Below are 13,460 nucleotides of genomic sequence, written 5' to 3'. Positions count from 1 at the left end.
CATAACTATAATGGATATTTTATATATAACGTCATCCATCAAATGGATAATGACTTATCAACTCGCCCGAACGACATCGGAATTAGCGTCGACATTATCAACCGAATCTCTGGAATATTCATTCCACGTCCGCTCCGCCGTTCATTCGAACTGCCTTCGGTCGCCGGCGAATAATGTCTCCGAAATTGTATGCGTCCCACCATCACCCAAGAATTTCATTGAACTCAAGCACATTTCCGTCCGGATCGCGTATGAAGCAGACGATGCGTCTGTCATGGCCCATCTGTACAGGCCCCTCTGTGATCGTGATGCCTTCCTGCTCCAGCCAATGCACAATATCTCCCATGCTTTCAACAATGAACGCCGCGTGTGTATAACCCGTTCGTTTGACGGGAAGGTCCATAAGAACGTTCCCTTGCGGGTCTGGAACACCGTTGAAAATCAGATGAATACGAAGGCCGGATGAGTGCTTCAGACCACAAGCTTTCACAGCGGGGGCGAACTCTTCCGGATCGCGGATGAAGCCGAATTTCGCATAAAATCTTTCGGAGACATCAAGATCCGTTACGCGAACACCAACGTGATCGAAGGCCAGACGATTGAAATTCATTGCCCATTTCCCTTTTCTAGACCTGCCGCAGTCTTCTGAAACGGAACAAATCCTCGCAAATTTTCCACACGCCGTAGCCATATGGCAATCGCGCCGTATCCCGACAGATCGACATTTCCCTCAGGCGCTCTCGCAATATAACTGTAAAGCGCGGCATCCGCGATCGTAGGTTCCTGCGTGCCAGCAATCCAGATTCTGTCCTGCAGAGTTTGCTCGATCACCTTGAGCGTATCGTGGGCGCGCTGAATTACTTCAGCCGTATCGAAATGGGCTCCGAAGACCGTTACCAGGCGTGCGGCGCAGCATCCATAGGCAATTTTTCCGGCGGCTACCGACAGCCAGCGTTGAATTTCGGCTTCCGTCACCCGGTCCTTGGGCAACCAGTGAGACGGACCGATCTTCCGTGCCACGTAAACAAGGATGGCGTTGGAATCTGAGACGATGACCCCGTCATCATCCAATACGGGTATTTCCCCAAAAGCGTTAAGCTTCAGAAACTCAGGCGTTTTCTGCTCACCTGAACCCAGATCGACAAATCTCAGTGCATGAGGCAGGCCAGCAAGAGAAAGAAAGAGGTGCGCCCGATGCGCATGGCCCGAAAGGGGATGATAATACAGTTTCATGGGAACCTACCGGAAGGATAGCAGCACAACGGCCTTTGTCTTCCCACGAACTCTGCGTTACGATAATCATCCAAATTTGCACTTCATTATTGCGCGTTGTGTATACAATCTGTTTTATTGCAGGAGGGGCATCTGATCGATCTTCAGACGTTACGGGTTTTTATGGCGGTCGGCGATGAGGCGAGCTTTGTGGGGGCCGCCCGTAAGCTGGGCCTTTCCGCAACCACAGTAACCCGCACAGTGAAGACTCTCGAAGCCGATCTCGGGGTCTCCCTGTTTAACCGCACAACGCGCTCCGTTCACCTAACGACGGAAGGAGCGGAGTTTCTGATTCGGTGCCGGACTGCAATTTTTGATCTCGATGATGCAGTCGCGGTTGCAAAAGGAGCCGGGACAGAGCCGCAGGGAGTATTATCGATTACAGCGCCGGTTATTTTTGGGCGGCTACACGTACTTCCTGTTGTCACCGACCTTTTAAAAATCTGGCCAAAATTAACCATACGACTCTTTTTGACAGACCGGGTCGTTCATCTTGTGGAAGAAGGCATTGATCTCGCCATACGGATCGCCCCACCGCAGAACAGCGCCTTAAAAATGAAGAAAATTGGTGAAGTTCAAAAAATATTCGTCGCCAGCGACGCATATATCGAGCGTTGTGGGGAACCAGAAACCTTTAAGGATCTCGCGACGCACAGCCTTATCGACGTAGACGAATATGCGACCGGACATTCGGAATGGCGCCTGGGTGGAAAAAATAATCCTTCAATAAGAATCTCACCTCGACTTTCTGTAAACAGCGTCGACGCCGCGCTGTCAGCCGCCATAGACGGTCTTGGTATCGCCAGCGCACTATCATACCAGACTGAAGAGCCTGTAAAGAAAGGCTATCTTCGCAGAATTCTACCAGATACCGCTACCTCCATACTTCCCGTGGTCATCCTGTTTCCGGTCAGAGAACGTCAGTCCGTTAACCTCCAGATTTTTGTCTCCGCAATGAAAGAACGCTTTATGAATGAGCCGCTCATGAAGAAAAACCGATCAACACTCACTCACGAATAGTTCATGATCAAACTGAAAATATCGAATTTACCGGCGATCACGGGAAAATTGCGCGCATCTCTTTTCTTCTGACAGGCATCATCCATATGCGACGGCCCGACGCCGCGATCAGGCCCGGACGATGCGAGAGCTGCTCATCTCGTCCGGATTGCGACATCCTACGAAACGTCATCGAGACCGAGCATGTCGATGAACGCGCGCAAAGGTGCTGGAACAAAGCGGCGGGAAAAATAGAGCCTCGGCCCCGCGAAGGACGGCCACCAGTCCGGCAGCACGGCTTCCAGCGCGCCACTGTCCAGATGTGGGGCGAGCCAATTGCCGAACGTGCACAGGATGCCCCGTCCCGCCAGCGCCAGATCGATCGCCGCCGGAACGGCGTCCACCCCGATGACGATGCGGGCCGCAGGATCAACGACCATCTTTTCGCCGTCGCACTCCAGTTCCCATGCGACCAACGCGCCGCTGGAAAAGCGAAGCCGGATGCAATCATGATCGGCCAGATCTCTCGGATGTAACGGCATACCCCGCGTCGCGAGGTACGACGGAGCCGCGACGAGCGCGAGGTGCTGCACCCGGGGACCAATGGGCACCGAGATCATATCCTGCGCCAGATGTTCGCCATAACGGATACCGGCGTCGCTCCCTGACGCGACGATATCGACCAGGCGGTCCTCGACATCCAACTCGACCCGCACCTCGGGATACCGCGCGAGAAAACGGTCGATGAGCGGGGGCAGGATGTCGACCATTACGGCTCCCGGAACGTTCAGTTTCAGCCAGCCGCGCACCGTCTGCCGCGAATTCGCTGCATCGCGCAGGGCCACGCGGGTTTCGGCAAGAAGTGGCGCGACACGAGCCGCAAGACTGCGCCCCGCCTCGGTCGGCATCACACTGCGGGTCGTGCGGTTCAGCAGCGGCACGCCGAGCCGCTCCTCAAGGCGTGTCATCGTCTCGCTGACATAGGCTGGCGACAGGCCCATGCGTTTTGCCGCGGCACGAAAGCCTCCCTCCTCGCAGATCGCGAGAAAGACGGTCAGGTCATTCAACGAAGGATCGCGATTGTTCGTCATACCGAACAAGCTATTCGGTTTCAGAGCAATTATCAAACATCACCGATCGGCGTAATCCGACAATCAAGGAGATCATCAATGCCCATGCCAACAACTTTCCCCGAAGCAAATCACCAGAGCCCTTTCGCATCATGGAAAGGCGACCATGCCGGAATCCGGGTTCCCGATTTTGCCACCGCCGTTGCCTGGTACGGCGAAAAACTCGATTTCCGGGTGATGCACACCATGCCCTATGGCGAGATGACCTTCGGTTTCCTCTCACCTGCCGCAGATGACAGCTTCCGGATCGAACTGCTCGCCGGCCCCGGTGCCGCCGATCGGCCCGCCTATGACCAGTTGAGCGACACCCTGAACCGTTCCGGCTGGCATCATTTCTGCATGATCGTCGAGGATGTCGATGCGGCCATGACCGAACTTGAACGCCGGGGCGTCACCATCGTCAGCAGACCCCGCGATGTTCACCACATCAGCCGCCGGTTTGCATTCTTCGCTGACCCCTGGGGCAATCTTTTCGAACTGACCCAGGTGATAGACGCCTGAATCGTAGGACAGGCGACCCCGCGTCGCTCACCTGAATGCGCCATTAATGGGCGCCCGACGTGATCTCGACGATGCAGTTGCGCGCCCATTCCTGCATGAAATGGCTGTCGTTGCGGCGATGCCAGCACAGGACGAAAGGAAGCGGATCGAGGTCCAATGGCGGGGTCAACATGCGAAGCGCCGCATTGCGAGATCTGAATGCGCCGCGCGGAACGGTTGCGATCAGGTCGGATGCGGCGATTACGTCGGGAACCGCGAATAATTGCGGGACCGTCAGCGCGATATGCCGTTTAAGCCCTCGTCGAGCCAGCGCTGCGTCGACAAACCCGTAACGTTCGTTTTCCGGCGAGACGAGCAGATGGGGAAGCGCCGCAAAGGTCTCGATATCGAGATGGCCGGCGGCCGGATGACCCCGACGCAACAGGCAGCCAAAGGTTTCGAAGAAGAGTGGTCGGCTCAGGATTCGGGCTACCGGGTCGGGAGGAACGCCAATCGTGACATCCACCTCGCCAGCGTCAAGCAGCGCCGTCGCGTCATTGCGGCCGATGAAGGTGCGAAACTGCAGGACCATGCGCGGCGCGCGCCGGCGCAGCGCCGCGACGATCCGCGGCAACAGCATCGAGGCGGGAAAATCGGTCATGCCGATGGTCAGCGCCGCAACCGTGGTCAGAGGATCGAAACCCTGTGACGCGGGCAGGCTGCGCCGGATGACGACAAGCGCTTCGCCGATCGGGCCAATCAGTTCGAGGGCACGGGACGTGGGCTGCAACCCGCCCGGACCTCGCACAAAGAGCTCGTCCTCCATCAGGTCGCGCAGACGCGCGAGGGCCGCACTCATCGCGGGTTGGGAACGCCCGATGCGAGCACCAGCCCGCGTCACGTTGCGCTCTGCCATCAGGGCCTCGAAAGCCACAAGCAGGTTCAGATCAGTAGTCTCGAGTGACATGCCCTCAAACCATCCACTATATAAATGTTCTCACATAATAATTATCCATAACCCGAATGATCCTGCTAGCACTATATTCACCCTGAACATTGCCGACACGCCGCCGAAATAAGACCGGCGCCCATCACGTCAGGGAGACTCTCCTGCATGAAAATCTTCGTCACCGGGGCCACCGGGTTTATCGGCTCCTCCATCGTGGACGAACTGCTCCGCCGCGGCCATGCCGTCGTTGGGCTGGCCCGCAGCGACGCTTCCGCCACAAAGCTTCAGGCAAAAGGGGCGCAAGCCCATCGCGGTAGCATCTATGACGCCGCCAGTATTGTGCCCGTTCTTAACGAGGTCGATGGCGTTATCCATGCCGCGTTTAACCACGATTTCTCGACCTATGCGCAGAACTGCCTTGACGACGGCGTCTTGCTGGAGCGGATGGCTGAGTCGCTGCGGGGCAGCGGCAAGCCGCTGATCGCCACGTCGGGCACCACCGTCATCGCCCCCGGTCACCTGGCGACTGAGGACCAGCCAGCCGACCCCGCGATCCCTCGTAGCGCTTCGGAACGGTTCCTGCGCTTTCATGAATTCGGCGTGCGCACCGGTTCCGTCCGCCTGCCGCCCTCGGTGCATGGCGAAGGAGATACCGCCTTCGTGCCGGCAGCCATCGCTCTGGCACGCCGCGCCGGTGTGTCGGCCTATATCGCGATGGCGCCAACCGCTGGCCCGCAGTTCACCGCGACGATGCGGCACGGTTGTTCTGCGATGTCGTGGAACGGGGCGAGGCGGGACATTGTTTCAACGCCGTCCAGGACGAGGGCATCCCTTTCCGCGTGCTTGCAGAAGCGATCGGCAAAGGGCTGGGCGTGCCTGTCCGCAGCCTTGCACCTGAGAAAGCGGCAGAGCATTTCGGCTGGTTCGCGCGCTTCGCCGCCGCCGATGTTCCCGCCTCCAGCCGACTGACGCGTGAACGCCTGAGTTGGAGCCCGCGGGAAAACACGCTGCTCTTCGACCTCGATAGCTTGCCGTCCTATTTCGACCTCTCTGTCAAAGCACTAAGTATCTGAAATCTCCTGAACTGGGGGAAGAAAGGAGCAACAGAACCGATGGGTCGGCGCGGACGAGGCAACCTCATAATCGGGCTGCCCAAATACAAAACTATAACTAAACACAGCAACGTGAACATCGACAAAAACGCGCCCTGGTACTTTTTCGTTTGTTTCCTATGTGTTTCCTGCAGAGTGATTTGGGCACAAAAAAAGCCACCCTTCTGGGTGGCTTTTCTTCTGTCTTTTCAGACGTTTATTGCGTGGTTGCGGGGGCACACAGCCCCCGATACCGACACTCGCTTGGAGTGATAATTTAATGTTATCTCAAGGCAGCACGGTATAGCGCTTCAATTATTTAGTTCGCTTCCATAAGAACCGGCCACACGAAATCTCAGACGCTCATACACACTAAGATCTCGACCTAATTCCAAGCGCTTGGCGGATTTCTTCATAGACGGGTATCTTCTCACCCGCCTCAATTGTCACAGCGAATCCATATCGAATAGACTGATCAAGAGGCCCACCCTGTTCACGACAGAAAACGCGTAGCGCCAAGGTACCGTTGTCAACAAAGGCAACAGCCCGCTCACCGGTATAACGAACGTGAAACAGAGACCCACGAGGCACAGCCTTGTCAGAAGGCTGACTAGAAGAGCGTTTTACTCCGAAACGAGTCTCAGGCTCAACGGGCGCAACTTCCAGCTTGGCACGTCGATAAGTTTGGTGCCGTATATTGACCGGTGAGAACCAAGCCAAGGATACCGTCAAAGCACGCGGTTCCACTATACGCTCCAGACTAGAGGGCAACGGAATGCGATACAAGGCAGCATCTTCGCCGGCAGAGATCGTGCCGTAACCAATCATCGTTGCACGGTTCGCTGAGCACTCCATTGCCTCTTGCACTGCTGGGCGACCATACCCCAAAAGACGAGCGATACCGTCTCGCCGAACCACGTGAGTACCAACCCCCTGTGGTTGCCAAGTGTGATCAAGCAATTCGCCAATACTTCCCCAGCGGGCACGGTGCACCAACATCGCCTTGACGATCACTGGATAAAAAGCAGCATCGACATCAGCAAGCAGATTTCCATTATCGGGATCAGAAAGCGCATCAAATATCTGATGCGCCGCTCTAGTAGCAAGAGCGGTCGCTGCGCTTGTACCCGAGCATAGGCCTTCCTTGAAAAGGTCACCACCAGTATCTGGTATAGCACAACGCAATCCGTACAGACGTCCTGGCGGAACCAGCCTTAAGTTAATCCCATTCGCACCGTTACCGGCGACGCGAACTAATTCACGCCCTCCGGGCATAAAAATATCCGGCTTAACAACCTTGCGATGTCCAAGACCGAGAGCGGAGGAGATGTTGGGACCAGCCTCATCTGCGAAGGGCGAGAAAATCCCTGTTCGATTTACTACCGGCGTGCCATCTTCGTGCCAAGCCCCGACCGTGATAGTGTTTAGCGATTCCGCTGGCGATAATAACGTCCGCATCGCTTGTTGCCGAGCAAGAGCACGAAGGATAGCGGCCTCACGTTCGACAGAAGATGCGTTCTCAAAGTCAATACTTCTAGAATAATCTGGAACATTCAAAGGTTCTGTGACGTTTCCGGCACTGACAATGAATAGTATACTGAATCTTTCCGCCAGATAATCAAGTAGACGTGCCCAAGGGCTCATTATTCCCGCAAAAGGACGATTGCGGTCTCCTAATGACAGATTAACAACGAATACATTCGGAGCTGTAGCCGGCCCTTCGTTATCTCCTACTTTCATTCTAAGAACAGACCTATAAATTAGGTCTAACAACAATTGATCTCGTGGTGGACGTTCATTATTGCCAGCGCCAGGCGCGTACATCACCGGGCGAAAATAGATTGGACGAGATAATGGCTCTTCTGCCACGGCGCGATCACCATGTAAGATCAGAGATGCCATCTCTGTCCCGTGCTTACGTTCGGCGACGACACTCATGGCATCAAAATCATCCGGATCGTCCAGCACAAGACGATCGACTAATAGCGCATGATTCTGCACAGGCATTGCGTCGAATATAGCAACAATTGGAGAGGTATCGCCCCTTAAGACCGGTGAGACCGGCATAGCCTCTTCAAGAGATTCAGTGTGGACAGGAAATTCGATGGTCGACTGTGGCCGCACCATCATGACTTCATCGCAAATTGCGAGACTGACTTCTTCGCGTCGAATGAGACGTCGCACTTCAAAAGCAGGCAGATCAACCAATCGACCTAAATAACCAATTTCGGCAATTTCGACTTGATCGATGATCACACCTTCTGCTGCCGTAACTGCTTGGGCAAACGTATTCTGTGACGTGGTACGGCGAACAGGTGTATTTTGATACCAGAGTTCGACCTCTACCCGAATTGTAGCGTTCGGACCTTTATCGGCAAGTTCTTCTTCAAGATACGCGATCGTCTCATCGGGAATCCGGTCCTCAGGTCCCCACACACGTAGTTTGTAAAGATGCCCAAAAACATCAAACCAAGGCCCAAAACCGTAGGGAGCACTTTCTCCGTCCTCGTAGCGTCGCCAAAGTGACAACAGATGGCGCAAAGCTTGCACATCCGGCATCGCCATATAAAGCCGACCTGAGATTCGTTTATCCTTCCGAATGCCAGGTCCATGCCCTTTGCGAGTTTCTATTACTCCAAAATCTTCGTCTGGATCGAGTTGGAATTCTTCATCTCCAAGGAAGTCAAGACCGCCGATCTTTGAAACAGCCGCATTGAAGTCATCAATGGAACCTGCCACCTCAAAAACAAGTGCGCGTTCTGGAGCAATCCCGTCAGGGTCATCGCGAAGACTCAACGGATTATCATTCCGTCCGAAGACATCCCTAAGCCGTTGAAATGTAGGACCTATTCTCTCGCTTTGGCGGCCCCTCGACGGTATCTGAAGTTTCCCTCCGCCTCCTCCCCCCTTCGGCCGCTTGTCATGTCCCGGCTTCGGGATCGGCAGTAGAGGGTAATCTGTCATTCGAAGTATACTCCCGAACAGTCGGTGAGGTTCGTGCTGCCCACATTTTCAGCCGTTCCTCAACGATCTTTTTTAATGGCTTCTCACCCATCGAAAGAACCTGCCTGCGACGTACATCAAGACAAAACTCTTCGGCCTCAGCGTAGCTGATACAGCCAAGAGCTTTTGCAATGGCACCGGGCGTGCGCCCAAGCTGCTCCAACATACTTTCTGAAAAGCGCTTAAAATAGGCTGCCAGTTCTGCTTTCGTTGGTGCCTCCAGAGATAATCTAACCTGGAAACGCCGCCAAACTGCACGATCTAAAAGCTCACCATGGTTCGTCGCAGCAACTACGATGGTATAGCTTGGGAGATCATCCATCTGCATTAGCAGAGAAGTCACAACCCGTTTGATTTCTCCAGTCTCATGCTCGTCGCCTCGTTCTTTCCCAACAGCGTCAAATTCGTCAAAAAAAAGTACACATGGGGTAGTTCGCGCGTAATCGAAAATACGTTTCAAGCGGGACGCAGTCTCACCTAGATAACTGCCAATCATCGCCTCATAACGCACAATGAAAAAGGGCAATGACAATGCTTCGGCTAGCGCCTCGGCCAATGAGGTTTTACCATTTCCCGGCGGCCCAGAAAGTAACACACGATGACGCGGCTCAAGCGAATAGGATCGCAATATCGAAGATCTTCTCTGCTCGTCTATTAACTCTTCACAAGCAATTTTGTTTAGTTCTGATAATATCAGATCTTCAATTCTTTTCTCAGGAACCAACTCTAAGAGAAATTCTTTTTGACGACCGGAATTTATACCAAGAATTTGCGAAGGCTTATGCCCACTCCCACTTGTATGCAAAGCACTAGTCAAGCGTTCCGCTAAAACATTATGCTTTTTAGCTCTCTCTTCAGCAATAATAGCTTCAGCAGTCGTGCGAACACTATTCAAGTCACCACTTGATCCAGCTTTTACAAGAGAAATGAGAAGATCACTTCTGGCCATGATCTATCCCAAGCGCCAAACCATTTTGGTTCGACATCCTATCACGATTAAGCTTTTCAACGACAGCTTCTAATATCCAGGTGTTACGAGGCACTTTAATAAGTCGGCTATTTCGCTCTTGATCAATGTCGGTGACAAGCGCGCGCGGCACCCTTACCGTCAGCACGGAAAGATCATCTTCTGACTGTGACGGCCTCTTTGACATCCACTCTCCTTACCAGAAGGTGATGTTAATTTTCTACCCTTTCTGGTGTCATTGTGACATCAAATTACAACTTTTTTGATGTCATATCGATGGAACCAGACTGGCTAAGGTGCTCGAACGATACAGATGCACCTATGGTGCCTTCATACTCCCATAATCCGTGATAAACTGGCTTGCTCCCCTAGCGAAACCCCGATCAATGGCGATAAACCACGCCAGCATGGGCACGATAAGACGCACGGGATCGAGAGCGGCCTGTCCGCTCCCCCGATTGAGGATCTCGGCATAAGCAACGAGCTCACGGTGAAGAGCGGCAGGCAGTTCCAGCGTGATTTTCACGGGTTTGTCACCCTCAATCGGCCCGAGCTTCAGCTTCGTCATGGTGGAGTTCCTTCTCTTTCCATGGCTTGAGAACCAGATCGCGGTTCAGAATGAGCGTGAACGGCAGGCCGGGCCTGTCTGTCAGCGTCGGCTGAATATTCAGACTGCGGTCGATCAGCCGGTTGCCGACCATGGAAAATCCGTTGGATGCGCCGCTACGGATGGCCTGCATCAGGTTGTTCTCGTTCCATGATGTCCCAGCTTCGGAGCCGACGCTGAGCAGGGTCGTGACGAGGGCTGCACGGAACAGTTGCCCCCAATGGTTGTTGACCTCGTCGGACAGGCCGGACTGGCCGATGGCGTCGCCGCCGGGGAGCTTTTCCAGCACCAGACTCTCCCCGTTCGGTAGATCAGCCGGGTCCAGATGATCTGGGTGCGCTGCTGCCCGAAGGAAATACCGCTGTTATAGGCCCCGAACAGGGTGCTGCCCTGCGGGACCAGAAGATAACGGCCGGTCGGGCTGTCATATACGTTCTGGGTCACATGGCCCACGATCTGGCCCGGCAGGTCGGAACTGACCTTCGTATTCAATGCTCCGGCGATGACGGTCCCTGCCTGAAGGATATAAGGGGATGCGGGAGGCATAATCCGGTCGGGGCTGACCGTCGCACGATCGGGCTGGCCCGCCAGAAAGGCGCGATTGCCAGCCTGCTGGTCCGTCCCGGCCGGTGATGCCTGCGCTCCGGACGCGGCCTGTGCCGAGACCGCCTGTGCGTTCTGACCCTCCCGCACCTCAACCTGCGCGAAAAGTCGGCTGGTGCGCGCCGCCTCGATTTCCTGGTCGCCGCGACGGTCCCCCATGCCGGGAACCGGCCCCGCACGTCCCTGCCGCTGCGCATTGAGGATCGGCCCGCCCAGATCGCCGGGCAGAGGCTGCCCCAGCTTCGGTGTATTGGTATAGTCGCTGGGCAGAGCCGACAGCCCGTCGGCCGAGGCACGCGCGTCGGTATCCTGTGCCGCCTGAACCGGCCCTTTTGGCGTGTTGCTTTGCAGCGCGTAGCCCAGCGCGAGACCGATGGCGAGCACCCCAACCGCCCCCAGCGTCCAGATGACGGGGCGCGACAGCTTTACGACCGGCGGACGCTGTGCGCGCAGCCGCAGATCGGGTGGCGGTGCTGATGATTCCGGCCCCGCTGCGCTCCCGCCCTCATCCGGGCGTTCTGCCGCGCTGCTCATGACTTTCTGCCGTCCGTGCGCACAATCCGCACACGCTGTTCGGAATGCTTGTCACCCAGGCGCAATTCGGCGGCGGCAAACAGGCGGTCAACGATCATCCAGTTCTGCCGAACCCGATAATTGACCAGTTCCGGGCCACCATCCGCCCCCAGGACAAAGAGCGGTGGCAGTTCCCCCTGCCCGATCCCCGACGGAAAAGCGATATAGACCTTCCGTCCGTCATCGAAGGCGCGGCTGGGAAGCCAGGGCGGTGTCCCGCCTTTCACTGGCTGGATGGCATAGCGAAAATTCAGGGTATCGAGAGTGAGGCCCGCATCCACGGGGGCAGCGTCATCGGCCGCATCGTCCTGCCGATGCAGGGCGATCAGGTCGTCCTCGGGGTAATCCCACGAGACCGATGCCATGTAAGTCGCGGGCGTGGAGCGCAGTTCCGTCAGATACGTCCGCCGGTCGGTATTGACGATCAGATTGGTGGTGAGATCCGGTCGCGTCGGCTTGACCAGGATATGCACGCGCCTGGTCGTGCCCGCGCCACTGGTGGTATCGCCGACGATCCAGCGCACGGTGTCACCGACGGCCACCGGCCCGGTGCCGACCAGCTTTTCGCCCTGCTGGAGCATGATGTCGGTAATCTCGCCGGGCGAGTTGTAGACCTGATAGAGGGCACCGGGCGAATAGGGATAAACCTGCACGGCATTGATGAATCCCGCCCGCGTCGGCTGGATGCGGGCGGCAAGATTGGCCTGGGTCACGCGCACGGCGGGATCGGCCGCTTCGGGCGCGGAGTGGACGCGCCGTAACGGTGGAAGCGGCTTGAGCTGGCCCGGCAGGGGAAGGATTTTCGGGACTTCCACGACCTGCACAGGCTTCGGTGGATCGGGCTGGCGTGTCGCCTGGGCCGCATCATCGTAGCGGATGACGGGCGGATGATACTGCCCCGCGCAGGCGGACAGGGTGAGCAGCGCCAGTGGGACGGCGCGCATGACCATGCGGATCATTGTCCGAGTTCCTTCGACCAGTTGATGGCGGAGACGTAAATTCCGAGCGGGTTTTTCCGCAGATGGTCAGCATCGCGGGGCGTGCGCAGCACGACAGACACGATGGCGGTCCAGCGTTCGGTGCCGGTAAAGGCGCCGTCGCGGTAATGGCGCTCCGTCCAGGCAACACGGAAACTTCCAGGAGAAGCCCGGATGACCGACGACACATCGACCTCGACCTGCTCGCGGCCGATCCGCGAGAACGGATCGTTGAGGCGCGCATAATCGTTGAGAGCCACGGCACCGGAAACACTGGTGAAATCATAGGCCCGCAGCCAGTTATGCCGCACGACCACTGCATCTGATGACAGACCACGGACATCGCCGATAAACTGCGCCAGATACCAGGAAATCTGCGGATCGGTCGGCGTGTAAGCCGCTGTGGCAGGCATCACGACCTGCGCCTGACCCAGTTGATCGACCTGCACCACCCAGGGCACGACGGTGCCGCGCATAGACTGCCAGACCAGACCAGCCCCGAGACCGGCGGACAGGAACAGTGACCCGAACGCCATCAGCCGCCAGTTGCGCGCCTGCACGCGGGCGGAGCCGATCCGTTCATCCCAGATCTGCGCGGCCTTCTGATAGGGCGTGACCGGTTCGGGCGTGATCCCGTAGCGTGAGGTGGAGCGACGGAACATCGTCCTCATTCCTTTTCCGAGAGATCAATGCTGGAACTGCCGCCCCCGCCATCGGCCGAGCGGATGACATGGGCGGCTTCGGCGGCATGGGTGGCTGCGTTGCGGCGCTTCATGCTCCGCGCCAACGGGGTGGCGTGGCCTTCGGGA

12 protein-coding genes and 2 pseudogenes are annotated in these 13,460 nt (G+C 56.5%); 3 read left to right on the top strand and 11 right to left on the bottom strand.

Annotation, left to right across the window (positions count from 1 at the left end; genetic code table 11):
* Positions 1-202 precede the first annotated feature (202 nt).
* Together JCM25146_RS11715 and JCM25146_RS11710 are read right to left on the bottom strand one after the other, a co-directional pair.
* Entirely contained in the window at positions 203-610 is a 408-nt protein-coding gene (locus JCM25146_RS11715; protein ID WP_025828136.1) for a VOC family protein, read from the bottom strand.
* Positions 607-1,233, bottom strand: a complete 627-nt coding sequence (locus JCM25146_RS11710) for a glutathione S-transferase family protein (RefSeq protein WP_025828134.1) — start codon at positions 1,231-1,233, stop codon at positions 607-609. The genes JCM25146_RS11715 and JCM25146_RS11710 overlap by 4 nt, the downstream gene beginning before the upstream one ends.
* Positions 1,234-1,329: 96 nt before the next feature.
* On the opposite strand from JCM25146_RS11710, the gene JCM25146_RS11705 reads away from it, so the two are divergent.
* Positions 1,330-2,292, top strand: coding sequence for a LysR family transcriptional regulator (locus tag JCM25146_RS11705; RefSeq protein ID WP_369347418.1), 963 nt, complete (start codon positions 1,330-1,332; stop codon positions 2,290-2,292).
* Positions 2,293-2,450: 158 nt separating this feature from the next.
* On the opposite strand, the gene JCM25146_RS11700 is transcribed toward JCM25146_RS11705, so the two are convergent.
* The gene (locus JCM25146_RS11700; protein ID WP_025828130.1) at positions 2,451-3,362 is read right to left on the bottom strand and encodes a LysR family transcriptional regulator; all 912 of its coding nucleotides are present in this window, start codon (positions 3,360-3,362) and stop codon (positions 2,451-2,453) included.
* A gap of 78 nt (positions 3,363-3,440) precedes the next feature.
* Between JCM25146_RS11700 and JCM25146_RS11695 the strand changes: the two genes are divergently transcribed.
* Positions 3,441-3,902 carry a VOC family protein gene (locus JCM25146_RS11695; protein ID WP_051544217.1) on the top strand — a complete coding sequence of 154 codons (462 nt, stop codon included), beginning with the start codon at positions 3,441-3,443 and terminating at the stop codon, positions 3,900-3,902.
* A gap of 43 nt (positions 3,903-3,945) precedes the next feature.
* Here JCM25146_RS11695 and JCM25146_RS11690 read toward each other — a convergent pair whose 3' ends face one another.
* Complete coding sequence (locus JCM25146_RS11690) at positions 3,946-4,848, bottom strand: LysR family transcriptional regulator (protein WP_025828127.1); 903 nt, start codon at positions 4,846-4,848, stop codon at positions 3,946-3,948.
* Between the two features lie 147 nt (positions 4,849-4,995).
* Between JCM25146_RS11690 and JCM25146_RS19110 the strand changes: the two genes are divergently transcribed.
* Positions 4,996-5,799 carry an NAD-dependent epimerase/dehydratase family protein gene (locus tag JCM25146_RS19110; protein WP_242401093.1) on the top strand — a complete coding sequence of 268 codons (804 nt, stop codon included), beginning with the start codon at positions 4,996-4,998 and terminating at the stop codon, positions 5,797-5,799.
* 494 nt (positions 5,800-6,293) lie between these two features.
* Here the strand turns inward: JCM25146_RS19110 and JCM25146_RS11675 are convergent, their stop codons facing one another.
* From JCM25146_RS11675 to JCM25146_RS24965, 7 genes and pseudogenes are all read right to left on the bottom strand, one after another.
* Complete coding sequence (locus tag JCM25146_RS11675; RefSeq protein ID WP_159101992.1) at positions 6,294-8,717, bottom strand: S8 family peptidase; 2,424 nt, start codon at positions 8,715-8,717, stop codon at positions 6,294-6,296.
* A 124-nt stretch (positions 8,718-8,841) separates the two neighbouring features.
* On the bottom strand, positions 8,842-9,873 hold the full coding sequence (locus JCM25146_RS11665) for an AAA family ATPase (RefSeq protein WP_025828120.1): 1,032 nt from the start codon (positions 9,871-9,873) through the stop codon (positions 8,842-8,844).
* Positions 9,874-10,210: 337 nt separating this feature from the next.
* A complete protein-coding gene (locus tag JCM25146_RS11655; protein WP_025828118.1) occupies positions 10,211-10,459 on the bottom strand; it encodes a DUF2274 domain-containing protein in 249 nt (82 codons plus the stop codon).
* Positions 10,431-11,635 (bottom strand): annotated as a pseudogene (locus tag JCM25146_RS19105) (TrbI/VirB10 family protein). Before JCM25146_RS19105 ends, JCM25146_RS11655 begins: the two are co-directional and overlap by 29 nt.
* A complete protein-coding gene (gene trbG / locus JCM25146_RS11645) occupies positions 11,632-12,633 on the bottom strand; it encodes a P-type conjugative transfer protein TrbG (RefSeq protein ID WP_025828117.1) in 1,002 nt (333 codons plus the stop codon). Before trbG ends, JCM25146_RS19105 begins: the two are co-directional and overlap by 4 nt.
* Entirely contained in the window at positions 12,630-13,313 is a 684-nt protein-coding gene (gene trbF / locus JCM25146_RS11640) for a conjugal transfer protein TrbF (protein ID WP_025828116.1), read from the bottom strand. The genes trbG and trbF overlap by 4 nt, the downstream gene beginning before the upstream one ends.
* A 5-nt stretch (positions 13,314-13,318) precedes the next feature.
* A pseudogene (locus tag JCM25146_RS24965) lies at positions 13,319-13,460 on the bottom strand (conjugal transfer protein TrbL); the annotation flags it as partial.

Origin of the sequence: Acetobacter okinawensis JCM 25146, assembly GCF_000613865.1 — a bacterium.
Taxonomy (GTDB): Bacteria; Pseudomonadota; Alphaproteobacteria; order Acetobacterales; family Acetobacteraceae; genus Acetobacter; species Acetobacter okinawensis.
The sequence above is the reverse complement of the archived record's forward strand: the minus strand, read 5'-3'. Positions and strand labels throughout refer to the sequence as shown.

Excerpts from the sequence above, each read along its gene's own strand:
- JCM25146_RS11690 (WP_025828127.1), bottom strand. The coding sequence starts at position 4,848 with ATGTCACTCGAGACTACTGATCTGAACCTGCTTGTGGCTTTCGAGGCC.
- JCM25146_RS11700 (WP_025828130.1), bottom strand. The coding sequence starts at position 3,362 with ATGACGAACAATCGCGATCCTTCGTTGAATGACCTGACCGTCTTTCTC.
- trbF (WP_025828116.1), bottom strand. The coding sequence starts at position 13,313 with ATGTTCCGTCGCTCCACCTCACGCTACGGGATCACGCCCGAACCGGTC.
- JCM25146_RS11695 (WP_051544217.1), top strand. The coding sequence starts at position 3,441 with ATGCCCATGCCAACAACTTTCCCCGAAGCAAATCACCAGAGCCCTTTC.
- trbG (WP_025828117.1), bottom strand. The coding sequence starts at position 12,633 with ATGATCCGCATGGTCATGCGCGCCGTCCCACTGGCGCTGCTCACCCTG.
- JCM25146_RS11710 (WP_025828134.1), bottom strand. The coding sequence starts at position 1,233 with ATGAAACTGTATTATCATCCCCTTTCGGGCCATGCGCATCGGGCGCAC.
- JCM25146_RS11655 (WP_025828118.1), bottom strand. The coding sequence starts at position 10,459 with ATGACGAAGCTGAAGCTCGGGCCGATTGAGGGTGACAAACCCGTGAAA.
- JCM25146_RS11665 (WP_025828120.1), bottom strand. The coding sequence starts at position 9,873 with ATGGCCAGAAGTGATCTTCTCATTTCTCTTGTAAAAGCTGGATCAAGT.
- JCM25146_RS19110 (WP_242401093.1), top strand. The coding sequence starts at position 4,996 with ATGAAAATCTTCGTCACCGGGGCCACCGGGTTTATCGGCTCCTCCATC.
- JCM25146_RS11715 (WP_025828136.1), bottom strand. The coding sequence starts at position 610 with ATGAATTTCAATCGTCTGGCCTTCGATCACGTTGGTGTTCGCGTAACG.